The sequence below is a fragment of the Pseudomonas rhodesiae genome (genome assembly GCF_013285305.1).
In the GTDB taxonomy this organism is placed as follows: domain Bacteria; phylum Pseudomonadota; class Gammaproteobacteria; order Pseudomonadales; family Pseudomonadaceae; genus Aquipseudomonas; species Aquipseudomonas rhodesiae.
Genome location: NZ_CP054205.1, coordinates 4,597,805 through 4,621,616, shown reverse-complemented (window position 1 = coordinate 4,621,616; position 23,812 = coordinate 4,597,805). Strand labels below are relative to the sequence as shown.

Here is a 23,812-nt window from a genome sequence, read left to right as displayed (position 1 = left end):
TGTAAGGCCATGGTTTTCGGTCAAAGCGCGTGTTTGCAAGGCTTTGCTGGGGTAGGAATTTTTTGACGGGCGGTGGGATGTTTTGGGTAGGCGAGGGTGAGGGCACAACGTAGGGCTTTGTAAGGCAGGTTCTTGGCCGCAGAAACGATTTTCTGCGGCGGCCAAGATCCGAGTTTATATCTGAATAAATACGTTATTAGCCGTTAGAGCAGCCATTGCCCATTACATGGTAATTAAGAATATGACGCTGACCTTGGGAATCTTCATATTCCATTTTTACCGGTACAACTTCGCAGACATCCGGCACGTTGCTCATGGACAGTACTTTAGCGATGTCCAAATGAGTGCTGTAGGTGTAGTCCTCGACAATCGGTGCGTTCTTGCCGGCCAGTTCGGTCGGGGCTTCGTCGGCCAGGGCGGCAGTGGCACACACGCTGCTGAGGGCCATCACTACTAACGCTTTCATTACTGTATTTACCTTCTTCAGGGCGAAAGGGGTCACGGGGCCCTTGTGAGGCCGCGTGTGTAACTTAAAAGTTGGGAAGTTCGGATTAACGTTGCCTTCGTGGGGGCTGTTGCGTTGTTAATCACAGTGCCTTGTTGGCGGAGTTGATTTTAGGCGTGCCGGTTATATTCATATACCCGTGCTTTTGATAAACACTTTTGGCGGTTTTTGTAACAATCCCCGGGTGAAGGATTTTTCATTGGGCGGTAAAGCCCCGTAGGCTGCGGGCCAGAGCGGTGTAAGGGGATAGCAGGGCAATTTGTAGGGTCTTGTTACTACCATCGTCGAATGGTTCTATAGGCTCACCCCGGCTAAAACAGGGGCCATACAAAAACAACTATTGTCACCGAGGTAAGAAAGATGAGTGCGGCTTCCCTGTACCCCGTTCGCCCCGAAGTAGCAGCCAACACGCTGACCGACGAGGCGACCTACAAGGCCATGTACCAGCAGTCGGTGGTCAACCCCGACGGTTTCTGGCGCGAGCAAGCCAAGCGTCTTGACTGGATCAAGCCTTTCACCACGGTGAAGCAGACGTCGTTCGACGATCACCACGTCGACATCAAGTGGTTCGCCGATGGCACCTTGAACGTTTCCTACAACTGCCTGGACCGTCATCTCGCCGAGCGCGGCGATCAGGCAGCCATCATCTGGGAGGGCGATGACCCTGCCGAGAGCCGTACCATCACCTACCGCGAGCTGCACGAAGAAGTCTGCAAATTCGCCAACGCCCTGCGTGGCCAGGACGTACACCGCGGCGACGTGGTGACCATCTATATGCCGATGATTCCCGAAGCCGTGGTCGCCATGCTGGCCTGCGCGCGCATCGGTGCGATCCATTCAGTGGTGTTCGGTGGTTTTTCGCCGGAGGCCCTGGCCGGTCGCATCATCGACTGTAAGTCGAAGGTGGTGATCACCGCTGACGAAGGCATCCGCGCCGGTAAGAAAATTCCGCTCAAGGCCAACGTCGACGACGCCCTGACCAATCCGGAAACCAGCAGCATCCAGAAAGTCATCGTGTGCAAGCGCACCAACGGCGCGATCAAGTGGAACCAGCATCGCGACATCTGGTACGAAGACCTGATGAAAGTGGCGGGCGCGGTCTGTGCACCGAAAGAGATGGGGGCCGAAGAAGCTCTCTTTATCCTCTATACCTCCGGCTCCACCGGCAAGCCCAAGGGCGTGCAGCACACCACCGGCGGTTACCTGCTGTATGCGGCCCTGACCCATGAGCGCGTCTTTGACTACCGCCCGGGCGAAATCTACTGGTGCACCGCCGACGTCGGCTGGGTCACCGGTCACACCTACATCGTCTACGGCCCACTGGCCAATGGCGCGACCACGCTGCTGTTCGAAGGCGTGCCGAACTACCCGGACATCACCCGAGTGGCGAAGATTGTCGACAAGCACAAGGTCAATATCCTCTACACCGCCCCGACCGCGATTCGCGCGATGATGGCCTCGGGCACCGCCGCCTGCGAAGGCGCCGACGGCAGCAGCCTGCGTCTGCTCGGTTCGGTGGGCGAGCCGATCAACCCGGAAGCCTGGGACTGGTACTACAAGAACGTCGGTCAATCCCGTTGCCCGATCGTCGACACCTGGTGGCAGACCGAAACCGGCGGCAACATGATGAGCCCGCTGCCGGGCGCCCATGCGCTCAAGCCGGGTTCGGCGGCGCGGCCGTTCTTTGGCGTCGTGCCGGCGTTGGTGGACAACCTCGGCAACCTGATCGAAGGCCCCGCCGAAGGCAACCTGGTGATCCTCGATTCGTGGCCGGGCCAGGCCCGTACCTTGTACGGCGACCACGACCGTTTTGTGGATACCTATTTCAAAACGTTCCGTGGCATGTACTTCACCGGTGACGGCGCGCGCCGTGACGAGGATGGTTACTACTGGATCACCGGGCGCGTGGACGACGTGTTGAACGTCTCCGGCCACCGCATGGGCACCGCCGAGATCGAAAGCGCGATGGTCGCCCACCCTAAAGTCGCCGAAGCGGCGGTGGTGGGTGTGCCGCACGACATCAAGGGGCAGGGCATTTATGTCTACGTCACCTTGAATGGCGGCGAAGAACCGACCGAAGCCCTGCGCCTGGAGTTGAAAAACTGGGTGCGCAAAGAGATCGGGCCGATTGCTTCGCCGGATGTGATCCAGTGGGCACCGGGCCTGCCGAAAACCCGCTCGGGCAAAATCATGCGCCGCATCCTGCGCAAGATCGCCACGGGCGAGTACGACGGGTTGGGGGATATCTCCACCCTGGCGGACCCAGGTGTGGTGGCGCATTTGATTGAGACGCACAAGACCATGAACGTCGCGTAAGGCGGGATAGGTGGGAACAGCCCCATTCGGCGTAAGCCGAGTGGGGCTTTTTTATGATCTCTCAAAGCCACTGAGAACCAATGTGGGAGGGGGCTTGCCCCCTGGAGTGCAGTTCCAGGCGGGTATGGCGGAGGGGCTGACGGTCCGACATAACCACCAGGCCAATAAATATCGATTTATTGTGTAGGAGGTTTCTGAATGTTACCGAGTGGTGCAAATGTGTAACCCGCTGCCCACACCTGAGGCGAACGGCTACGCGAATGCCCCGAAAAACCGCGTTTTAGACACCCCTGGAAATAAGATTAAACGCTAGACTTGCCGTGCTAGAAGGGTTTGCGAATAATAGGCCCGCAATTTGCAGCATCAACAGGTTTAATATCTTTTGTCTCTGCATAAATTTCAGAGGCTGTCAATGAGCTGGAACCGCTTTCTCGGTGCTTCTGTAAATTGTTGTCGCATTGAGGAAATATCGGCTTCCGGCCTGTCGTTAGAATGCCGATCACTCGCTCGTCGTCGCAGGTAGTCACCGGCGTAGGACGCTGCAACGCTATTCGGTTTTACTCAATCGCATCATGGGCCATGGCTCATACTGCTGTTTCTGCCCTATACCGATGGAGTCCCAAGATGAAGAAACTCGTGCTGTTGGGCGCCCTGGCGCTGTCCGTGCTGTCCATGCAGGCTTTCGCTGAAGGCAAGCCACTGAAAATTGGTATCGAAGCAGCTTACCCTCCGTTTGCGTCGAAAGCGCCGGATGGCAGCATCGTCGGTTTCGACTACGACATCGGCAACGCGCTGTGCGAAGAGATGAAGGTCAAGTGCACCTGGGTTGAGCAGGAATTCGACGGTCTGATCCCAGCACTCAAAGTGCGCAAGATCGACGCGATCCTGTCGTCCATGTCCATTACCGAAGACCGTAAGAAGTCTGTGGACTTCACCACCCGCTACTACCTCACCCCAGCACGCCTGGTGTTGAAGGAAGGCACGACCGTCAGCGACAGCCTGGAAGAGTTGAAAGGCAAGAAGATCGGTGTGCAGCGCGGTTCGATCCACGATCGCTTCGCCAAGGAAGTGCTGGCCCCTAAAGGCGCCACCGTGGTTCCTTACGGCACCCAGAACGAAATCTACCTGGACGTGGCCGCCGGTCGCCTCGACGGCACCGTGGCTGATGCGACCCTGCTGCAGGACGGCTTCCTGAAGACCGACGCCGGCAAAGGTTTCGCCTTCGTAGGCCCTGCATTCACCGACGTCAAATACTTCGGCGACGGCGTAGGCATCGCGGTGCGCAAAGGCGACAAGGAAAGCCTCGACCGCATCAACGCGGCTATCGCGGCGATCCGTGCCAACGGCAAATACAAGCAAATCCAAGACAAGTACTTCGACTTCGATATCTACGGCGCCGACGCCAAGTAAATCGTCGCGGCTGTCTGTCCAGAATGGCGCAAGCAACAGAATTCCTGCGGTTTGCGCCATTTTTTCATCCCCCTTTTCGAGGACCTGAATCATGTTGAAAGGCTACGGGGCCGTTATCCTCGATGGCGCATGGTTGACGCTTCAGCTCGCCTTGTCGTCCATGGCCTTGGCCATCGTTCTGGGTCTGATCGGGGTCGCCCTGCGCCTATCGCCGGTGCGCTGGCTGGCTTGGCTGGGTGACTTGTACTCCACGGTGATCCGCGGGATCCCCGACCTGGTGTTGATCCTGCTGATTTTCTATGGCGGTCAGGACCTGCTCAATCGCGTCGCGCCGCTGCTCGGCTTCGACGACTATATTGACTTGAACCCCTTGGCCGCCGGCATCGGCACCCTGGGTTTCATCTTCGGCGCCTACCTGTCGGAAACCTTCCGCGGCGCCTTCATGGCCATCCCCAAAGGCCAGGCCGAAGCCGGCCTTGCGTATGGCATGAGCAGCTTCCAGGTGTTTTTCCGGGTGATGGTGCCGCAGATGATCCGCCTGGCGATCCCCGGCTTCACCAATAACTGGCTGGTACTGACCAAGGCCACCGCGCTGATCTCGGTGGTGGGCCTGCAAGACATGATGTTCAAGGCCAAGCAGGCGGCCGACGCCACCCGCGAACCTTTTACCTTCTTCCTCGCAGTGGCGGCGATGTACCTGGTGATCACCAGCGTGTCGTTGCTGGCCTTGCGTTACCTTGAAAAGCGCTACTCGGTAGGCGTAAGGGCGGCTGATCTATGATCTTCGACTACAACGTCATCTGGGAGGCCATGCCGCTGTACCTCGGCGGCCTGGCAACCACCCTGAAACTGCTGGCCATCTCGCTGTTCTTCGGCTTGCTCGTGGCGGTGCCCCTGGGTTTGATGCGGGTGTCCAAGCAGCCGTTGGTCAATGGCGTGGCCTGGCTCTATACCTACGTGATCCGTGGCACGCCGATGCTGGTGCAGCTGTTTTTGATCTACTACGGTCTGGCCCAATTCGAAGCGGTGCGCGAAAGCTTTATGTGGCCGCTGCTGTCCAGCGCCACGTTCTGCGCGTGCCTGGCGTTTGCCATCAATACCAGCGCCTACACCGCCGAAATTATTGCCGGCAGCCTCAAGGCCACGCCTAACGGTGAGATCGAAGCGGCCAAGGCCATGGGCATGTCGCGCTACAAGCTGTACCGCCGCATCCTGCTACCGTCGGCCCTGCGTCGCGCGCTGCCGCAGTACAGCAACGAAGTGATCATGATGCTGCAGACCACCAGCCTGGCCTCCATCGTCACCTTGATCGACATAACCGGCGCCGCGCGCACCGTGAACGCGCAGTATTACCTGCCGTTCGAAGCCTATATCACCGCTGGCGCGTTCTACCTGTGCCTGACCTTTATCCTGGTGCGCCTGTTCAAGTTGGCCGAGCGCCGCTGGCTGAGCTACCTGGCTCCACGGAAGCACTGATATGCAACGTATCGACCACCTGTTGCCCTGGGGCCACCTGGGCTGCGAGCGCCAGTTGAGCGTGTTCCGTTTCGGCAGCGGCGAGCGCAAGGCTTATATCCAGGCCAGCCTGCACGCCGATGAACTGCCCGGCATGCGCGCCGCCTGGGAGCTGAAAAAACGCCTGACCGAACTGGAGCAGCAAGGCGCCCTCAACGGCGTGATCGAGCTGGTGCCAGTGGCCAACCCGATGGGCCTGGGCCAGTTGCTGCAAGGCAGCCATCAGGGGCGTTTCGAAGTGGGCAGCGGCAAGAATTTCAACCGCGATTTTGTCGAGTTGAGCGAGCCGGTCGCTGCGCTGCTGCACGGCAAATTGGGCGATGATCCTCACGCCAACGTTCGCTTGATCCGCCAGGCGATGGATCAGGCGCTGGACGCACTGCCCGAACCCAGCAGCCAGTTGCAAGGCATGCAGCGCGTGCTGCTCAAGCATGCGTGCACCGCCGATATTGTGCTCGACCTGCACTGCGACGCCGAAGCCGCGCTGCACATGTACGCGCTGCCTCAGCACTGGCCGCAGTGGCGCTCACTGTCGGCGCACCTGAATGTCAAAGTCGGCCTGCTCGCAGAAGATTCCGGCGGCAGTTCGTTCGATGAGGCTTGCTCACTGCCGTGGCTGCGCTTGTCGCGGGCGTTCCCCGAGGCGCAGATCCCGCTGGCGTGCCTGGCGACCACCCTGGAGCTGGGCGGGCAGGCCGATACCGGTCGCGCTGAGGCGATCTTCCACGCCGAGGGCATCCTCGCGTTCCTCGCCGAGCAAGGCCTGATCAAGGGCCAATGGCCGGCGCCGCAGCACGAGCCGTGCGAAGGCGTGCCGTTCGAAGGCACCGAATTGCTGTTCGCGCCCCATGCCGGGGTGATCAGTTACCTGCGCAAAGCCGGGGACTGGGTCGACAAAGGCGAGCCGATTTTTGAAGTGATTGATCCCCTGACCGACCGCGTGAGCATTATCTGCGCGGGCACCTCGGGGGTGTTGTTTGCCGTTGAACGGCTACGTTATGCCCAAGCGGGTTTCTGGCTGGCCAAGGTGGCGGGGCGCGAAGCGCTGCGACACGGGCGCTTGCTCAACGACTGACCACCTGTTTTTGTGAGAACCGACCGCATGTACAAGCTTGAAGTCCAAGACCTGCATAAACGCTATGGCAGTCATGAAGTGCTCAAAGGCGTATCCCTGGCCGCTGCCGCCGGTGATGTGATCAGCATCATCGGTTCCAGCGGTTCGGGCAAAAGTACCTTTTTGCGCTGCATCAACCTGCTGGAGCAACCCCACGCCGGCAAGATTCTGCTCAATAACGAAGAGCTGAAACTGGTGGCCAACAAGGACGGCGCCATGAAGGCGGCCGACCCCAAGCAGCTGCAACGCATGCGTTCGCGCCTGTCCATGGTGTTCCAGCATTTCAACCTGTGGTCGCACATGACCGCTATTGAGAACGTGATGGAAGCCCCGGTGCATGTGCTGGGCGTATCGAAGAAAGAGGCCCGTGAAAAGGCCGAGCACTACTTGGCCAAGGTCGGCGTGGGCCATCGCAAGGATGCGTTCCCCGGCCACATGTCCGGCGGCGAGCAGCAGCGCGTGGCGATTGCCCGTGCCTTGGCGATGGAACCGGAGGTGATGCTGTTCGACGAACCCACCTCAGCGCTCGACCCGGAATTGGTCGGCGAAGTGCTCAAGGTGATGCAAGACCTGGCTCAGGAAGGCCGCACCATGGTGGTGGTGACCCACGAAATGGGCTTTGCCCGTGAAGTGTCCAACCAGTTGGTGTTTTTGCACAAAGGCATCGTCGAAGAGCGCGGCAACCCCCGTGAAGTGCTGGTGAACCCGCAGTCCGAGCGTTTGCAGCAGTTCCTTTCCGGCAGCTTGAAGTAGCCACTCCTTGTGAGCGCTGCTTTATGTGGGAGGGGGCTTGCCCCCGATAGCTGAGTGTCAGTCAGCACATCTGATTCTGATACACCGCAATCGGGGGCAAGCCCCCTCCCACATTGGATGTTCATCGTTTTTGAGATTTGTGTTCATTTACGGGCTAGCATTGGCCCACGGCTTCTTTCACTGTTTTTGCTTCGGATAGCCCTCCATGACTGCCCATCGAATTGGTTTCCTGATTTGGCCCAGCACTAAAGCACTCACGCTTGCGCTGGCTGAGGAGGCCTTGCGCGTGGCCCAGCGGGTGCATCCGGAGGTGGTCTACGAGCTGTCGTTTCTGCTGGCGGAGCCGGCAACCGACGGTGCCTGGCAATTGCCGGGCGAGCCGTGGGCCGGCAAGTTGGAAGGCTTCCAAAAACTGTTCCTGCTGGCCGACGAGCCGCCCACCGTTATCGCTTCCCAACTGAACGTCGCTCTCAAGCAACTGGTGCGCACCGGTTGCGTGATCGGTGGGCTGTCTGCCGGGGTTTATCCTTTGGCCCAGCTCGGCCTGCTCGACGGCTACCGCGCCGCCGTGCATTGGCGCTGGCAGGACGATTTCGCCGAGCGATTCCCCAAGGTCATCGCCACCAGCCATTTGTTCGACTGGGATCGCGACCGCCTGACTGCCTGCGGCGGCATGTCGGTGCTCGACCTGCTGTTGGCGGTGCTGGCCCGTGATCACGGCGCCGAACTGGCCGGTGCGGTGTCGGAAGAGCTGGTGGTCGAGCGTATCCGCGAAGGCGGCGAGCGTCAGCGCATTCCGCTGCAAAACCGCCTGGGCTCCAGCCATCCGAAGCTGACCCAAGCGGTGCTGCTGATGGAAGCCAACATCGAAGAGCCGCTGACCACCGACGAAATCGCCCAGCATGTCTGCGTGTCACGACGACAACTGGAGCGCATCTTCAAGCAATACCTCAATCGCGTTCCCAGCCAGTACTACCTGGAACTGCGCCTGAACAAAGCGCGCCAGATGCTGATGCAAACCAGCAAATCGATCATCCAGATCGGCCTGTCCTGCGGCTTCTCCTCGGGGCCACACTTCTCCAGCGCCTACCGCAACTTCTTCGGCGCCACCCCGCGCGAAGACCGCAACCAGCGCCGCAGCAGCAGCCCGTTCGAGCTGTCCTCGGTGCCGGCCGAACGCGGCTGAAAACAACCTCACGTCTCCATCGGCTCCGGTGTTCCCGGCGGCAGCAGCGGCACGCCATGCTCGTCGAACATCGCCGCTTCCACGCCGAGTTCGTAGCCAGTCTGCTGATAATACTGGCGCAGCAACTCGATGCTCTCGTCCGACAATGGGTTGCCACTCAGATCGGAGTCGTCGTTAATCGGCAGAGGCATTTCCAGCAGATCGCTGGGCAGGTGCTCGATCAGGTTGTCGCTGGCATCCAGAATGCGCAGTCGCCCAAGGTTGAACACACCGATTGGCACTTCGGTCAGGCCACAGTTGTGCAGGTAAAGGGTGGTAAGGCGCTGCAGGTTGCGCACATCCGGTGTGATGCCCAGGGTGTTGTCGCTCAAGTCCAGATAAATGAGATTTTCCAGACTGGCCAGTTGGCCCGCGCTCTGTGGGGTCAGGCGGATCATGTTTTCTGTCAGCGTCAGGTTACGCAGCGAATGCAAGGCGAACACCGGCGCGGGGATGTCGCCCAGAACATAGCGTTCGATCACCAGATGCTTGAGATTGGGGAAGCACCGCAAAAGGCCGTCGACGCTTTGGCTGGTGCCTTCGCCGATCAATTCAAGCAAGGTGACGTGGCCGAAGTGGGCGCGCAGCGTCGGCAGCGGCCCGAGTAGCTGGCCGTGGAATACCAGTTTGTAAGTGTGATACGGCGGGACGTTGCCCGCTTCATCCGGCTCGACTTCCCGGCGCCAGCAGCTTTCCAGCAGCGCTTTGAAGTGCATGCGCCGCAGTTGTTCTTCGGCGCGGGCACCCACGTCCAGTACCGTATCGAGCAGCGGATCGCGGGTGGGCACATTGAGTGCCCATTCCTGCAACTGGCTGCGCAGCTGTTCGTACTCTTGGCCCAGGCGCGTGATCTGGTGAGCGGCGCCATCGATGTCGCCAGGCAGATCGAAATAGATGCGTGCTTGTTCGGTGTCCGAGACGGCCGGATATAGCGCCCTGATCCGTTGCAGGTCCTCGGCGGGCGGAGTCGCCAGCCAGAACTCTCCGGTGGCCTGGTAGTAGGCTTTGATGCGGCGCAACGCTGGGCGCGACAGCGGGTTGGCGGACAGATCGACCCTGGCCGCTACGTTGACGGGCAGGTTGAAGGCTTGATCCGGCAGGTTCTCCAGGGCGTTGTGGCTCAGGTCCAGATAGGTGCGGGGCGGCAGCGACAGCAGGTCGGCGGGAATCTCGGTCAGGCCGGTATTGCTCAGTGACAGTCGGGTGAGCCGCGTCAGACGGCGCGTATCGGGAATATGTTCGAGGGGGTTGTCGCTCAAATCCAGCTGTTCCAGGTTGACCATCCCCGACAGTGCATTGGCGGCCAATGGGGTCAGGCGCAGCCGCGTGCGGTTCAGGCTCAATTGGGTGAGCTGGCGCAGGTTGGTGATGCTCAAGGGCAGCGCGTCCAGGGAGTATTGCCGCACGGTCAACCGTTTCAACGCGGGGAAAGCTTGCAGGAACGCTCCCAGGCGCAGCTCGGCACCGGCACCGTGCAGGCTGAGCGCTGTGACGTGGTCGAAGGTGGTATGCAGGCTTGGCAGTGTGCCGCTGACCGGTTTGCGTAGGGTCAGTTCATAGCCGGTGGTAAGGCCCTGATGCTGCGCATCGAGGGGGATTTCGCGCCGCCAGGCCGCCTCCACATCCTGCAGAAACAGGTTGCGGTAGGTGCGCTCGGCCGTGGACAGCAGGGGCGCGTCGGCCCAGTCCTGCATGTCGCCACGGATGCCCAGGTACTCAAGTTCGAGACGGGTCAGGGTGATCCTGCCGGCCTCCAGATTGCCCGGCAGGGCAAAAATGAAGCGATTGATTTCGTCGCTGCTGAAAGTGGGGTACAGCTGTTGGGCCTGGGCCACATCCGCCGGATCGGCGCTGATGCCCCAGTGCCGGGCGGTGCGTTGGAAATGCGCCTTGACCCGCTCCAGCGACGCGCGCGACAGCGGGTTTTCGGACAGGTCGAGCTTGTCGCTGATGCGCGCGGGCGCATCGAACAGCTCGGCGGGCAGTGTCTGGATACGGTTGTGCGACAGCAGCGCCAGGGTCAGGTCCTGGCGAGTCAACAAGCCCGCAGGCAGTTCGGTGATGCCGGTGTGGTTGAGGTCAAGGTATTTCAGGTTCGGCATGTGCTCGACCGTGGGGGTGCGGCCCAGCGGGTTGTTGTACAGGTCCAGCGTGACCAGGCGGCTCAGAGCGCTGAGGCGACCATGGGCTTCCTGGTTCAGACGCAATTGGCAGTCGCTGAGGATCAGCTCGTTGAGGTTGGGCATCGCGGCGATGGTTTCCGGAAGCCCCTCAAGCGCCAGGTGGCGAAGGGTCAGGTTGCGCAGCCGGGGAAACAGTTGCAGGAACGTATTGATCTGTAACGGCTGGCCGTCGCCGACCACTTCCAAGCGCGAGATGTGTTCCATACGCGCCGACAGGCGCGGCAGTTCACCGATGATCGGCGCGGTCAGTTTGAGTACATGGCCGTTGCGCGACATGGCTTCGTAGTACTGATCCACCTCGGTTTCCTGGCGCCATGCGCGCCGGATTTCCGTGGCCCACAGCTCACGGTTGCGCCGCGCATAGTCATACTCGGCTTCACTCATTGGAGCTTCGCTGACCGCGCGAAAACGTGGGGTGCTGGACACCCACAGCGACAGGCCGACATCCAGCCTCATGTATTCATTTTTCAGCGTCACCAGTGTGGCCAATGCGCCGCCAGGTCGGCTCTCCAGGGTCTGTACCAGATCGCGTACCTGTTCGGCGGACAGCGTCGGCAGTAAGTCGTGGGCGCGTTGTTCGAGGGTCAACTCCTGGCTGGAGCCGGGTTGCGGCGCATCGGCGGGCCGATAGCCGTCCATGCCGCCACGCAGGCGCATAAAGGCTGGGTTGTAGGGTGGCTTGATCAGCGGATCTGCGTGCAACAGTCGGCGCAAGGGTTCGCGCCCGAGTGCGTGGGCGGCAATCGCCTGCTTGAGCCGTTCGCCTTGGCCGATATGGATGTTCAGCGCATCGCGGCGGGCGTCCGGCAGGGCCTGGAGGAGGGCGGTGTAAAAGTCGCTGCTGCCAAAGAGCGCGTTCTGCTGATCATAGGGAACGTAGTCGCCTTCCACGGTGTGCACCAGGACGCGGCGCACTTCGGCATCCTCGGGACCGATGGCGTCAAGCAGCGTGCCGTTGACCTGGTAGCGGCGAACTTCCAGGCGCGTACTGGCCTGCCAGCCCGGCAGGTTTTCCAGGGAGTGCAGGGCCAGCCTGGGGGTGTCCGGGCTGTCGCTGGCTTCCAGGTACAGGCCTTCGTAGGCGCGGGTGGTCCTGACTTGCAGTTGCGCCCAGTCGGCCAGTTCTCTCAAACGGGCGGGCACGGTGGCCCGGTCCAGGGCGCGCAGCTCGTCGCCGTCGGCACCGGCGAGGATTTCTTCGGCGACGCTGGTGGGCAGGCCGGGGTTCGGTGCGGCGTCGATGATGCGCTGCACGCGGGCATTGCGCGCGGTTTCCAGGCCTCGATAGTGGGCGTCGAACAGCGCAAAGCGCTTATCCCAGGCCAGCCGCGCGAGACGTTTGCGCCACGCGTTCGCACGGGTTTGCGCCGAAGACGGCGGCGTGCCGAATGGCTCCTCCAGGAGGCTTTTGCGCTCTGATTCATCCAGGCTTTCGATCAGCACCCGCAGCAGGTCGCCGTTCTCCAGTTGCGCCTGATGCACCTGCACCACGCTGGCCTCACCGTTGCGAGCAAACTCCCACAGGGTGTTGCCCTGAGGATCGAGGAATCGCAGGGTTCGGGTTTGCGGCCACGGTTCGTAGGTGACCACCAACTGCAGTTGGATACGCGGATCGGCCTGTCGATAGACCGCCGGGTCGTCGCTGTTCATCTGGGTGACGAAGTCTTGCAGACGCTGGTCGAGGGTGAAGCGCTTGAGGCTGTCGGCCAGCAGCGGCGGTGGGGGCTGCTGGTTGATGTGCATGTGGCGCAGCAGGTTGTCGTGGGTGGCGCTGATGTCCTGGGCCTGTTGCAGGCGCGTATCGCTGAGGTTGTCGACCTGATGACCCAGGCGCCGCAGCAGGGTGGGCGTGTCCCAACTCAGGGGGCGTTCCAGCTCGGTGAGCCAGGCGCCGTGGCCATTGGTCATGACGCTGGGGCGATAGGCATCGGCGCGCGTGGGATGCTCAAGGGTATGGCGCCCGGATGTCGCGTCGGTGCGCAACTGGTAGTACCCATCGCCAAGGCGCAGCACGGGCTTGCCGTGGTGCCAAAGGATGCCTTGTGCATCCGGGCGCAGGTCCTTGGGAATGCTCAGGTCATGGCGATAGGGCGCCAGGTCGGGCTTCCACAAGCGGGTATCGCCGCTGGGCCTGGTGACCGGACTGAGCGCGTCGATAAAGCCCAACACATTGGCCGGCAGGGATGCGCGCAGCAGGTCGGCTGCAATGGGCAGGCCGACGCCGAACATCCCCAGTTGCACCAGTTGCTCGGAAAACGACAACGCGTGGCCAAGCGCCTCGCGCCTTTGGCCTTCGGCCCAGTCGACAATCCCCTCAAACGCGTCGTCGAGTAGTTGATAGGCGCTGTAGCCCAGTACCAACGCTCCCAGCGGCGGCACGAACGGCGTGGCAATAAACGCGAGGATTTGCAGCAACGTACTGCCGATCTTTTGCAGCACCGCCCAGCGTTCCCAGCGCGCTTGCTGATCGACACTGGCCGTGGACACCGCCTGGGTGCGCGCATCGTTGAGCAGTTTATTGAGCTTGACCTGATACAGGTGCTCGAACAGATCGCCGGCGATGGGCATCGGACGAAACTGCAGGTTCGGCCGGGCCACTGCGGTTTCGCGCCAGCTGGCGGTCGATTCGCCAGGGATGTGCGCATGCCAGGTGACCTGGGTAAGGCGTTGGTTGAGGTCGGCAAAGAACGTACCGAGGTCCTCGTGGGCGACAAAGCGGCTGAAAAAGCGCTGGTAATCCGGATCGCGCAATTGCTCGCACAGCGCGCGCATAAACGCCTGGCCGCTGGGGTAGTGCTTGATCGGGTGCTGCGGGTCATCCGGGATCCAGGCGATCACCGGCACCACGCTGCGGCTGGTCGCCAGATCGTCGGCGAACAGCACGATGCCGGCCAGTCGGGTGGACAGGATACTCAGCTCATACCGCAACAGAGGCTGGCAACCGTTAGCGCTGTGGGCTTGGCCATTGAGCAGGCCGATAACGCTGTCATAGCCACTCTGCGGCAGGTCTTGCTTGAGTAGGGCCATGTACAGCGCGCGTTTCAGGGCGCTCATGTGGCTGTGTTGGAGAAGTTGCCGCAGGCGGGCCTGGGCCACGGCGTTATCCAGGTCAAGGTAGTCGCGCAGGTAGCGCTGATACGCCGCGCCGATGTCGAGCTGGCGACACAGCGCCGTGAATTGCGCGACTGTGATCTGCGCGGCCACCCCAGGCAGCGCTTCAAAGTGCCCGGCGGCCGTGGGGCGGGTGCTGAAGGTGGAGGCGCTGTCATAGGCATCGACTGCGGTTTCGCTGGCTTCAAAGTTGTGCAGCGCCGCCTCGATCAGTGACACCGACCAGGTGCGCGCGGCGCCGGGTTTGACGGTGAAACCGGCGATTTTCAGCGGGATATAAAGCTGCAGCCAGGTGCTCCTCACGTCGATGCTCACGCCGTATTGCGCCTTGAGCGCCGCTTGCAGGCGCTCGGCGCCAAAAGCCTGGGGGCTTTTGAGCTGCGCCATGGCAGTGTCCACCGAGTTCTGGGCAATCCAGGCCTGGTCATTGAGGCGTTTGAGCGTTCGATGCTGCGCCGCGCTGGCATTTTTGTACCAGTTGGCGACGATCGATTCGGGCTGGGCCAGGTCGCTGCGTCTGTCGGGTGTGATGTCGGCCAGCCATGGGGGCAGGGCGTTTTTCAGGATGTCGTAGTGGGGAACGGAGGAGGTGGGGAGTTCAGTCACAAGGGCTCCAGGGCAAGGTCAAGAAGCCCTCAGCAAACCAGTTCGCGTCGTGCAGCCTGTGGTAGCCGGTTAGGGCTGCGCGAAATTTGCCGATGGGCCGTGATCGAACCTGCCCACGGAGCGGGCGCACGGTTTAAACTGCGCCATTGCGACGCTATATGTCGCATTGCCGTAAACCCGCGTAAAACCGGGGTTGGCGCTATAAGAAGTTGTCGCTTGGCGGCAAGGTCGCGCTGAAAACTGTCCTTACAATCCCTGCATCGCCCGCCAGTTCCAGGCAGGCGTTCCTCTTCAGGAGACTCCGATGTCCGTTGAGCAAGCCCCGGTGCAACGTGCCGATTTCGACCAGGTCATGGTTCCCAACTACGCACCTGCCGCGTTCATCCCTGTGCGTGGCAAAGGTTCCCGCGTCTGGGACCAGGCCGGTCGCGAGCTGATCGACTTTGCCGGCGGCATCGCGGTCAACGTATTGGGCCATGCCCACCCGGCACTGGTCGGCGCGTTGACCGAGCAGGCCAACAAGCTGTGGCATGTCTCCAACGTATTCACCAACGAGCCGGCCCTGCGCCTGGCCCATAAGCTGATCGACGCCACCTTTGCCGAGCGCGTGTTCTTCTGCAACTCCGGCGCCGAGGCCAACGAGGCCGCGTTCAAGCTGGCGCGCCGCGTGGCGTTCGACCGCTTCGGCAGCGAGAAGTACGAGATCATCGCTGCACTCAACAGCTTCCATGGCCGTACCCTGTTCACCGTCAACGTCGGTGGCCAATCCAAGTACTCCGATGGTTTCGGGCCTAAAATCACCGGCATCACCCACGTTCCTTATAACGACCTGGCTGCACTGAAAGCCGCCGTTTCGGACAAGACCTGCGCCGTGGTGCTGGAACCGATCCAGGGCGAAGGCGGTGTGCTGCCGGCCGAGCTGGCCTACCTGCAAGGCGCCCGCGAGCTGTGCGATGCACACGATGCGCTGCTGGTGTTCGACGAAGTGCAGACCGGCATGGGCCGTAGCGGCCATCTGTTCGCCTACCAACATTACGGCGTGACCCCGGACATCCTCACCAGCGCCAAGAGCCTGGGCGGCGGTTTCCCGATCGCGGCGATGCTTACCACTGAAGCGCTGGCCAAGCACCTGGTGGTCGGCACCCACGGCACCACTTACGGCGGCAACCCGCTGGCATGTGCAGTGGCCGAAGCGGTGATCGACGTGATCAACACCCCTGAAGTGCTGGCGGGCGTGACGGCCAAGCATGCACTGTTCAAGGCGCGCCTGGAGCAGATCGGCAAGCAGTACGGCATCTTCACCGAAGTACGCGGCATGGGCCTGCTGATCGGTTGCGTATTGAGCGATGCATTCAAGGGCAAGGCCAAGGACGTGTTCAACGCAGCCGAAAAAGAAAACCTGATGATCCTGCAAGCCGGCCCCGACGTGGTGCGTTTCGCCCCGAGCCTGGTGGTGGACGAAGCAGACATCAACGAAGGCCTGGATCGTTTCGAGCGTGCGGTTAAAACGCTGACCCAAGCCTGATACACATCTGTCTGTCGGACCGGATCAAGTGTGGGAGGGGGCTTGCCCCCGATGGCGGTGTATCAGTCACAGATGTATCAACTGACAGACTGCTATCGGGGGCAAGCCCCCTCCCACACTGGAATATGCCCACTTGAAGATATGTGGTGTTCCTGACCTGTTCGGTATTTTTTTCTGTGAGTTCTAGAGTTAAGGAGTGACACCATGCTGGTGATGCGCCCCGCGCAAATGGCTGACCTGGGCGAGGTACAGCGTCTGGCTGCGGACAGCCCGATTGGTGTCACCTCCTTGCCGGACGATGTGGAACGCCTGAGCGACAAGATCGCCGCGAGCGAAGCCTCCTTCGCGGCCGAGGTGAGTTTCAACGGTGAAGAAAGCTATTTCTTCGTACTTGAAGACACCGAGACCGGCAAGCTCGTCGGGTGTTCGGCCATCGTCGCCTCGGCTGGCTATTCCGAGCCGTTCTATAGTTTTCGCAACGAGACCTTCGTGCACGCCTCCCGCGAGCTGAAGATCCACAACAAGATCCATGTGCTTTCCCAGTGCCACGACCTGACCGGTAATAGCCTGCTCACCAGTTTCTACGTGGTGCCGGAGCTGGTCGGCTCGCCGTGGTCGGAACTCAATTCCCGCGGGCGCCTGTTGTTTGTCGCCAGCCACCCGGAGCGCTTTGCCGATTCGGTGGTGACCGAGATCGTCGGCTACAGCGACGAGAACGGTGACTCGCCGTTCTGGGACGCCATCGGGCGCAACTTCTTCGACCTCAATTACGCCGCCGCCGAGCGCCTGTGCGGGCTCAAAAGCCGCACCTTCCTCGCCGAGCTGATGCCCCATTACCCGATCTACGTGCCGCTATTGCCGGACGAAGCCCAGGAAGCCATGGGCCAGGTACACCCGCGTGCGCAGATCACCTTCGACATCCTGATGCGTGAAGGCTTCGAGACCGACCATTACATCGACATCTTCGACGGCGGCCCGACGCTGCACGCGCGGGTGTCGGGCATCCGCTCGATTGCCCAGAGCCGCGTGGTGCCAGTGAAGATCGGTGAGATGGTCAAGGGGGCGGGCCGCCAGTACCTGGTGAGCAACGCACAGTTGCAGGATTACCGCGCCGTGATGCTGGAGCTGGACTACGCGCCCGGCAAACCGGTGACCCTGGACCTGGCCGCGGCCGAAGCCCTGGGTGTGGGTGAGGGCGCCAGTGTGCGTCTGGTCGCGGTTTAAAAGCAGAGTTTCGCGGGTGGCCCACGGCGGCCCGTTTGAGGAGATAGCATGATCGTTCGTCCCGTACGCAGCAGCGATTTACCGGCCCTGATTGATCTGGCGCGCAGCACCGGCACCGGCCTGACCACCTTGCCGGCCAACGAAGAGCGCCTGACCCACCGGGTGGGCTGGGCGGAAAAAACCTTTCGCGGCGAGGCCGGTCGCGGCGACGCCGACTACCTGTTCGTGCTGGAAAACGACGAAGGCCGCGTGGTGGGCATTTCTGCGATTGCCGGTGCCGTGGGCTTGCGCGAGCCCTGGTACAACTTCCGGGTGGGCCTGACCGTCAGCGCGTCCCAGGAGTTGAATATCTATCGCGAGATTCCGACGTTGTTCCTGGCCAACGACCTCACCGGCAATTCCGAGTTGTGCTCGCTGTTTCTGCACGCCGATTACCGCAACGGCCTCAATGGCCGCATGTTGGCCAAGGCGCGCCTGCTGTTTATCGCGGAGTTCCCGCAACTGTTCGGCAACAAGATCATTGCCGAGATGCGCGGCGTGTCCAACGAGGCCGGGCGCTCACCGTTCTGGGAAAGCCTGGGTCGACATTTCTTCAAGATGGAATTCAGCCAGGCCGACTACCTCACCGGCGTGGGCAACAAGGCATTTATCGCCGAGTTGATGCCGAAGTTTCCGCTGTATAGCTGCTTTTTGTCCGAGGACGCGCGCAATGTGATCGGCAAAGTCCATCCGGACACCGAGCCGGCGCTGAGCATGCTCAAGAGCGAAGGGTTCAGTTACCAGGGCTATGTCGATATTTTCGACGCCGGCCCGGCGGTGGAGTGCGAGACCACCAAGATTCGCGCGGTGCGTGACAGCCAGTCACTGGTGTTGGCCATCGGCACTCCGGGGGACGACGCCACACCGTTCCTGATCCATAACCGCAAACGCGAAGATTGCCGCATCACCGCCGCGCCCGCACGCCTGGCCGCCGGCACGCTGGTGGTCGACCCGTTGACCGCCAAGCGCCTGCAATTGGTGGTCGGCGATCAAGTGCGTGCCGTACCGTTGTCCGCTGCTCGGGAGTCGAAATAATGAATTCGCTGTATATCGCAGGTAGCTGGCTGGCTGGCCAGGGTGAGCTGTTCGAATCGCGCAACCCGGTGACCCAGCAAGTGCTGTGGGCCGGCAACGGTGCCACCGCCGAGCAAGTCGAGTCCGCCGTGCAGGCCGCACGCCAGGCGTTCCCGGCTTGGGCCCGGCGTACCCTGGAAGAACGCATCGCGGTGCTGGAAGCCTTCGCTGCCACCCTCAAGCGTCGCGCCGATGAAATCGCCCGCTGCATCGGCGAGGAAACCGGCAAGCCGTTGTGGGAAGCGGCGACAGAAGTCACCAGCATGGCCAACAAGATCGCCATCTCGGTGCAAAGCTACCGCGAACGCACCGGCGAGAAGAGCGGCCCGCTGGGCGACGCCACCGCTGTGCTGCGCCACAAGCCGCACGGCGTGGTGGCGGTATTCGGCCCGTATAACTTCCCCGGTCACTTGCCTAACGGGCATATCGTGCCGGCGTTGCTGGCGGGTAACACCGTGCTGTTCAAACCCAGCGAGCTGACGCCGAAAGTCGCCGAGCTGACCATGCAATGCTGGATCGAAGCCGGGTTGCCGGCGGGCGTGTTGAACCTGCTGCAAGGCGCGCGGGAAACCGGAATCGCCTTGGCGGCCAATCCAGGCATCGACGGCTTGTTTTTCACCGGCTCCAGCCGCACCGGCAACCATCTGCACCAGCAGTTTTCCGGGCGCCCGGACAAAATCCTGGCCCTGGAGATGGGCGGCAACAACCCGCTGGTGGTGGATGAAGTGGCCGACGTGGACGCAGCGGTGTACACCATCATCCAATCGGCGTTTATTTCGGCCGGCCAGCGCTGCACCTGCGCCCGTCGCCTGTTGGTGCCGCAAGGCGCCTGGGGCGATGCGTTGCTGGCGCGGTTGGTGGCAGTCAGTTCGACCATTGAAGTCGGCGCGTTCGATCAGCAACCGGCGCCGTTCATGGGCTCGGTGATTTCCCTCGCCGCTGCCAAAGCCTTGATGGACGCCCAGGAGTTGATGCTGGCCAACGGCGCCGTGGCGCTGCTGGAAATGACCCAGCCCCAGGACCAGGCCGCCTTGCTGACTCCGGGCATCATCGACGTGACCGGCGTGGCCGAGCGCGAAGACGAAGAACTGTTTGGCCCGCTGCTGCAAGTGATCCGCTACAGCGATTTCGAAGCGGCGATAGCCGAGGCCAACAACACTCAGTTCGGCCTGGCCGCTGGCTTGTTGTCCGATTCCGAAGCGCGCTACCAGCAGTTCTGGCTGGAAAGCCGCGCCGGGATCGTCAACTGGAACAAACAGCTGACCGGCGCCGCCAGCACCGCGCCTTTTGGTGGGGTAGGGGCCTCGGGCAATCATCGCGCCAGTGCGTATTACGCGGCGGATTATTGCGCGTACCCGGTGGCATCGCTTGAGACCCCAAGCCTGGTGGTTCCGGCCACGCTAACCCCCGGCATTACGCTGATCTAAATGTGGCAGGGGGCTTGCTCCCGATGGCGGTGTGTCAGGCACCTGATTTATCAACTGACCAACTGCTATCGCAGGCAAGCCTTCTGCCACACTGGATTTGCGGTGTGTTGAAGACTTTTGATGCCTATAAAAACAGATGTTCGTGGAGCCTCGCCGATGAAATCCTATGAAGTCAATTTTGACGGTCTAGTGGGGCCGACCCATAACTACGGCGGTTTGTCCTACGGCAACGTCGCGTCCCAGAGCAACAGCCAGCAGTCTTCGAACCCGAAGGAAGCGGCGTTGCAGGGCCTGCAAAAAATGAAGGCCCTGATGGATATGGGTTTCGTGCAGGGCGTGCTGGCCCCCCAGGAACGTCCCGACGTGGCCGCATTGCGTAACCTCGGTTTCAGCGGCAGCGATGCCCAGGTGATCCAGCAGGCGGCCCAGCAAGCCATGCCTTTGCTGGTCGCCAGTTGCTCGGCGTCGAGTATGTGGGTGGCCAACGCCGCCACCGTCAGCCCCAGCGCCGACACCGCGGATGGCCGTGTGCATTTCACCGCCGCCAACCTCAACTGCAAATACCACCGCAGCATCGAGCACCCGACCACCAGCCGCGTGCTGGGCGCCATGTTTGCCGATCCGCAGCACTTCGCCCACCACGCCGCGTTGCCGGCGGTGGCGCAGTTCGGCGACGAAGGCGCGGCCAACCACACGCGTTTTTGCCGCGAATACGGCGAGGCGGGCGTGGAGTTTTTCGTGTTCGGCCGCAGTGCGTTCGACACCCGCTACCCGGCACCGCAGAAGTACCCGGCGCGCCAGACCCTCGAAGCGTCCCAGGCTGTCGCCCGCCTGCACGGCCTGAAGGACGACGGCGTGGTCTACGGCCAGCAGAACCCGGCGGTGATCGACGCGGGTGTGTTTCACAACGACGTGATCGCGGTGGGCAACGGCGAGGTGCTGTTCTATCACGAGGATGCGTTCCTCAATACCGAACAGATGCTCGGCGAACTGCAAGCCAAGCTGGGCAAGCTGGGCGGCAATTTCCAGTCGGTGTGTGTACCGCGCGCCCTGGTCAGTGTCGAGGACGCGGTGCGCTCCTACCTGTTCAACAGCCAGTTGCTGACCCGCGCAGACGGCTCGATGCTGCTGATCGTGCCGGAAGAGTGCCGCGCCAACGAACGTGTCTGGCACTACTTGCAGGGCCTGACGGCCTCCGGTGGGTTGATCCGCGAAGTGAAAGTCTTCGACCTCAAGCAAAGCATGCAGAATGGCGGTGGCCCGGCGTGCCTGCGTCTGCGCGTGGCATTGAACGAAACCGAACTGGCGGCGGTGAATCCAGGCGTTATCATGACCGCGCCGTTGTACGACACGCTGACCCAATGGGTCCACAAGCACTACCGCGACAGCCTGCGCGAATCCGACCTGGCTGATCCGCAATTGCTGCTTGAGTGCCGGACGGCACTGGATGAACTGACGCAAATCCTTAAACTGGGCGCGGTTTATCCTTTCCAGATCAATTAACGCCGCACGGCTGAGAGCATTTTATGAGCACCGACACCCTGAAACTGATCCTTGAAGACACCGACGGCACCCAGCTGGAAACTTCCTGCACCCGCGTCGCCGTGGTGTGGCAGGGCAAGGAGATCTGGATCCAGCACGACGGTCGCGGCCAACTGCTGATCGGTGTGGACGTCGAAGAAGGCGACGCCGAGTACGCCAACCTGCTGATGCGCCCATTGGCTACCAACCTGATGAGCCTGCAGCTGGAAATGGAACCGGCCGACATGGAAGGTGATGATGACGATCACGTCCACGGTCCTGGCTGCAACCACTAAGGAAGCTTGCGTATGCTCGCCCTCGGCAAACTGCTTGAACTGACCCTCGCCGGTCGCGAACCGGCGCAAAAAATTCAACTGACTGTCGACGGCGTGCAGATGCGCTGGCTCAGCGAGGGCGCGCTGGAAGTGCGTCCGCCGCAAGCCTCGGACAATGGCAGCGACCTGCTGCTGTCGTCCGGCATCCATGGCAACGAAACCGCGCCGGTCGAATTGCTCGACCGCCTGCTGCATGGCATCGCCCGTGGGGAGATCAAACCCCGCACCCGTATTCTGTTCCTGTTCGGCAACCCCGAGGCCATGCGCCGCGGCGAGCGTTACCTCGAACTGGACATCAACCGGCTGTTCAACGGCCGTCATGAAAACAACATCGGCCCCGAAGCCATGCGCGCCGCGGAGCTGGAACAACTGGCCCGTAGTTTTTTCAGCAAGCCCGAGCGTTCGCGCCTGCATTACGACCTGCACACCGCCATCCGTGGCTCGAAGATCGAGCAGTTCGCGCTGTACCCGTGGAAAGACGGGCGCCAGCATTCGCGACGCGAGCTGGAGCGGCTGCGTGCGGCCGGGATGGAAGCGGTGCTGCTGCAGAATAAAACGTCCATCACCTTCACGGCCTTCACCTACGAGCAACTGGACGCCGAGGCTTTCACCCTGGAATTGGGTAAGGCGCGGCCGTTCGGACAGAACCAGGGGGTGGACGTCTCACGCCTGGAGGCGCGCCTGACTCAGATCATCGAAGGCAGCGAGCCTGAGGCGGACAGCCTGGATGGGTTGAAACTGTTCGCCGTGTCGCGGGAAGTCATCAAGCACAGCGATGCGTTCCTGCTGCACTTGCCCGCGGACGTGGAAAACTTTTCTGAGTTGGAAAAGGGTTATCTGCTGGCCGAAGACGTGGCCAAGACCCGTTGGGTGATTGAGGAGGAGGGCGCGCGCATCATCTTCCCCAACCCGAAGGTGAAAAACGGTTTGCGCGCAGGGATATTGATTGTGCCGACCACGGACGTGGGCCTGGCATAGACCTGGACCGAATGTGAGAGGGGGCTTGCCCCCGATAGCAGTGTGTCAGTCAGCTCATCTGGAGCTGAGACACCGCCATCGGGGGCAAGCCCCCTCCCACATTTTGTTTTGCAGTATTGCTTAGACTGCTACCGCCCGTGGCTCGCTGCGGCGGATCGCCCGCACTTTGTGCAGGGTGTCGGCGCACGTACGCGCGGCTTCCTGACCCTTGTGCACGAAGTGCTCATAGAAGAATGTGGTGTGTTCACTGCCGGCGTGGAAGTGATGCGGGGTCAGGGACACCGAGAACACCGGCACTTCGGTTTCCAGCTGCACCTGCATCAGGCCGCTGACCACCGATTGGGCAACGAATTCGTGGCGGTAGATGCCGCCGTCCACCACCAACGCGGCGGCAACGATGCCCGCGTAGCGACCGGTCTTGGCCAGCAGTTTGGCGTGCAGGGGCATTTCAAAGGCACCCCCGACTTCGAAAAAGTCGATGTCCGACTCCTGGTAGCCCTGGGCGATCATTTCGGCGAGAAAGCCCTTACGGCTCTGGTCGACAATATCCTTGTGCCAGCAGGCTTGGATAAACGCGACGCGCTCGCCGTGATGGTTTTTGCTTTTGCTGTCGATAGCGGTGGGTTGCATGTTCTGACTCCTGTTTAAGAAAAAAACAGGGCGTTATGAATCGAATGGGATTTCAAGGGTATGCAACGCGTGGGCATGCGGGCATGCGGTCAACGTGCGGCCCTTGGGTGCCAATCCCGTTCTCTCTTCATCCGGACTATGACCGTCGGCCCCGGGATCACACCGGGTCTGCTGACCTTGCCGCCGGCCTGCGTAAGCAGTCCAAGGCGCCAAGCGCTCGCGGGCTATACACATTGCGTGTAATTACCGCCGGTGGGGAATTACACCCCGCCCTGAGAACGTTGCCGCCAGAACCCTGGCGGCGCAGAGTTTTTAACACGG

The 23,812-nt window shown here is 61.6% G+C and carries 17 protein-coding genes and 1 riboswitch; of the genes, 14 read left to right on the top strand and 3 right to left on the bottom strand.

Annotation, left to right across the window (positions count from 1 at the left end):
* Nucleotides 1–196 precede the first annotated feature (196 nt).
* Entirely contained in the window at nucleotides 197–466 is a 270-nt protein-coding gene (locus HRH33_RS20850) for a DUF2790 domain-containing protein (RefSeq protein ID WP_034139056.1), read from the bottom strand.
* A gap of 399 nt (nucleotides 467–865) precedes the next feature.
* Here HRH33_RS20850 and acs point away from each other — a divergent pair, with 399 nt between their 5' ends.
* From acs to argR, 7 genes are all read left to right on the top strand, one after another.
* Entirely contained in the window at nucleotides 866–2,821 is a 1,956-nt protein-coding gene (gene acs / locus HRH33_RS20845) for an acetate--CoA ligase (protein WP_034099953.1), read from the top strand.
* Between the two features lie 624 nt (nucleotides 2,822–3,445).
* Nucleotides 3,446–4,231 (top strand): ABC transporter substrate-binding protein, encoded by a 786-nt coding sequence (locus tag HRH33_RS20840; RefSeq protein ID WP_167418103.1) that lies wholly within the window; start codon nucleotides 3,446–3,448, stop codon nucleotides 4,229–4,231.
* 91 nt (nucleotides 4,232–4,322) lie between these two features.
* Nucleotides 4,323–5,012, top strand: coding sequence for an ABC transporter permease (locus HRH33_RS20835; protein ID WP_003193627.1), 690 nt, complete (start codon nucleotides 4,323–4,325; stop codon nucleotides 5,010–5,012).
* The gene (locus HRH33_RS20830) at nucleotides 5,009–5,707 is read left to right on the top strand and encodes an ABC transporter permease (RefSeq protein ID WP_094066800.1); all 699 of its coding nucleotides are present in this window, start codon (nucleotides 5,009–5,011) and stop codon (nucleotides 5,705–5,707) included. Before HRH33_RS20835 ends, HRH33_RS20830 begins: the two co-directional genes overlap by 4 nt.
* A gap of 1 nt (nucleotide 5,708) precedes the next feature.
* Nucleotides 5,709–6,821: a succinylglutamate desuccinylase/aspartoacylase family protein gene (locus HRH33_RS20825; RefSeq protein ID WP_034099947.1), complete on the top strand. Its 1,113-nt coding sequence runs from the start codon at nucleotides 5,709–5,711 to the stop codon at nucleotides 6,819–6,821.
* A 27-nt stretch (nucleotides 6,822–6,848) separates the two neighbouring features.
* The gene (locus HRH33_RS20820) at nucleotides 6,849–7,613 is read left to right on the top strand and encodes an ABC transporter ATP-binding protein (RefSeq protein ID WP_010208310.1); all 765 of its coding nucleotides are present in this window, start codon (nucleotides 6,849–6,851) and stop codon (nucleotides 7,611–7,613) included.
* 205 nt (nucleotides 7,614–7,818) lie between these two features.
* A complete protein-coding gene (gene argR, locus HRH33_RS20815) occupies nucleotides 7,819–8,799 on the top strand; it encodes a transcriptional regulator ArgR (RefSeq protein WP_034139054.1) in 981 nt (326 codons plus the stop codon).
* Between the two features lie 8 nt (nucleotides 8,800–8,807).
* On the opposite strand, the gene HRH33_RS20810 is transcribed toward argR, so the two are convergent.
* Complete coding sequence (locus HRH33_RS20810) at nucleotides 8,808–14,738, bottom strand: leucine-rich repeat domain-containing protein (RefSeq protein ID WP_167418102.1); 5,931 nt, start codon at nucleotides 14,736–14,738, stop codon at nucleotides 8,808–8,810.
* A 304-nt stretch (nucleotides 14,739–15,042) separates the two neighbouring features.
* Between HRH33_RS20810 and HRH33_RS20805 the strand changes: the two genes are divergently transcribed.
* The 7 genes from HRH33_RS20805 (at nucleotide 15,043) to astE (ending at nucleotide 22,861) form a co-directional block, all read left to right on the top strand.
* Nucleotides 15,043–16,263, top strand: a complete 1,221-nt coding sequence (locus tag HRH33_RS20805) for an aspartate aminotransferase family protein (protein ID WP_034099940.1) — start codon at nucleotides 15,043–15,045, stop codon at nucleotides 16,261–16,263.
* 204 nt (nucleotides 16,264–16,467) lie between these two features.
* Nucleotides 16,468–17,487 carry an arginine/ornithine succinyltransferase subunit alpha gene (gene aruF, locus HRH33_RS20800; protein ID WP_034099938.1) on the top strand — a complete coding sequence of 340 codons (1,020 nt, stop codon included), beginning with the start codon at nucleotides 16,468–16,470 and terminating at the stop codon, nucleotides 17,485–17,487.
* Nucleotides 17,488–17,535: 48 nt separating this feature from the next.
* Nucleotides 17,536–18,561 carry an arginine N-succinyltransferase gene (astA, locus tag HRH33_RS20795; protein ID WP_034139052.1) on the top strand — a complete coding sequence of 342 codons (1,026 nt, stop codon included), beginning with the start codon at nucleotides 17,536–17,538 and terminating at the stop codon, nucleotides 18,559–18,561.
* Complete coding sequence (astD, locus tag HRH33_RS20790; RefSeq protein ID WP_167418106.1) at nucleotides 18,558–20,027, top strand: succinylglutamate-semialdehyde dehydrogenase; 1,470 nt, start codon at nucleotides 18,558–18,560, stop codon at nucleotides 20,025–20,027. The genes astA and astD overlap by 4 nt, the downstream gene beginning before the upstream one ends.
* 156 nt (nucleotides 20,028–20,183) lie before the next feature.
* Nucleotides 20,184–21,530, top strand: coding sequence for an N-succinylarginine dihydrolase (gene astB, locus HRH33_RS20785; RefSeq protein WP_034099933.1), 1,347 nt, complete (start codon nucleotides 20,184–20,186; stop codon nucleotides 21,528–21,530).
* Nucleotides 21,531–21,553: 23 nt separating this feature from the next.
* Complete coding sequence (locus HRH33_RS20780; RefSeq protein WP_034099931.1) at nucleotides 21,554–21,844, top strand: hypothetical protein; 291 nt, start codon at nucleotides 21,554–21,556, stop codon at nucleotides 21,842–21,844.
* Between the two features lie 12 nt (nucleotides 21,845–21,856).
* Entirely contained in the window at nucleotides 21,857–22,861 is a 1,005-nt protein-coding gene (gene astE / locus HRH33_RS20775; protein ID WP_167418101.1) for a succinylglutamate desuccinylase, read from the top strand.
* 120 nt (nucleotides 22,862–22,981) lie between these two features.
* Here the strand turns inward: astE and HRH33_RS20770 are convergent, their stop codons facing one another.
* Nucleotides 22,982–23,491 carry a 6,7-dimethyl-8-ribityllumazine synthase gene (locus HRH33_RS20770; protein WP_003193604.1) on the bottom strand — a complete coding sequence of 170 codons (510 nt, stop codon included), beginning with the start codon at nucleotides 23,489–23,491 and terminating at the stop codon, nucleotides 22,982–22,984.
* Nucleotides 23,492–23,605: 114 nt separating this feature from the next.
* Nucleotides 23,606–23,775, bottom strand: a riboswitch (FMN riboswitch).
* Between the last annotated feature and the right edge of the window lie 37 nt (nucleotides 23,776–23,812).

What these genes read in the sequence shown, in the direction of transcription:
- astB (WP_034099933.1), top strand. Translation starts at nt 20,184, where the DNA reads ATGAAATCCTATGAAGTCAATTTTGACGGTCTAGTGGGGCCGACCCAT.
- HRH33_RS20835 (WP_003193627.1), top strand. Translation starts at nt 4,323, where the DNA reads ATGTTGAAAGGCTACGGGGCCGTTATCCTCGATGGCGCATGGTTGACG.
- HRH33_RS20840 (WP_167418103.1), top strand. Translation starts at nt 3,446, where the DNA reads ATGAAGAAACTCGTGCTGTTGGGCGCCCTGGCGCTGTCCGTGCTGTCC.
- argR (WP_034139054.1), top strand. Translation starts at nt 7,819, where the DNA reads ATGACTGCCCATCGAATTGGTTTCCTGATTTGGCCCAGCACTAAAGCA.
- HRH33_RS20820 (WP_010208310.1), top strand. Translation starts at nt 6,849, where the DNA reads ATGTACAAGCTTGAAGTCCAAGACCTGCATAAACGCTATGGCAGTCAT.
- astE (WP_167418101.1), top strand. Translation starts at nt 21,857, where the DNA reads ATGCTCGCCCTCGGCAAACTGCTTGAACTGACCCTCGCCGGTCGCGAA.
- acs (WP_034099953.1), top strand. Translation starts at nt 866, where the DNA reads ATGAGTGCGGCTTCCCTGTACCCCGTTCGCCCCGAAGTAGCAGCCAAC.
- astA (WP_034139052.1), top strand. Translation starts at nt 17,536, where the DNA reads ATGATCGTTCGTCCCGTACGCAGCAGCGATTTACCGGCCCTGATTGAT.
- HRH33_RS20780 (WP_034099931.1), top strand. Translation starts at nt 21,554, where the DNA reads ATGAGCACCGACACCCTGAAACTGATCCTTGAAGACACCGACGGCACC.
- HRH33_RS20825 (WP_034099947.1), top strand. Translation starts at nt 5,709, where the DNA reads ATGCAACGTATCGACCACCTGTTGCCCTGGGGCCACCTGGGCTGCGAG.
- HRH33_RS20770 (WP_003193604.1), bottom strand. Translation starts at nt 23,491, where the DNA reads ATGCAACCCACCGCTATCGACAGCAAAAGCAAAAACCATCACGGCGAG.
- HRH33_RS20805 (WP_034099940.1), top strand. Translation starts at nt 15,043, where the DNA reads ATGTCCGTTGAGCAAGCCCCGGTGCAACGTGCCGATTTCGACCAGGTC.
- HRH33_RS20830 (WP_094066800.1), top strand. Translation starts at nt 5,009, where the DNA reads ATGATCTTCGACTACAACGTCATCTGGGAGGCCATGCCGCTGTACCTC.
- HRH33_RS20850 (WP_034139056.1), bottom strand. Translation starts at nt 466, where the DNA reads ATGAAAGCGTTAGTAGTGATGGCCCTCAGCAGCGTGTGTGCCACTGCC.
- aruF (WP_034099938.1), top strand. Translation starts at nt 16,468, where the DNA reads ATGCTGGTGATGCGCCCCGCGCAAATGGCTGACCTGGGCGAGGTACAG.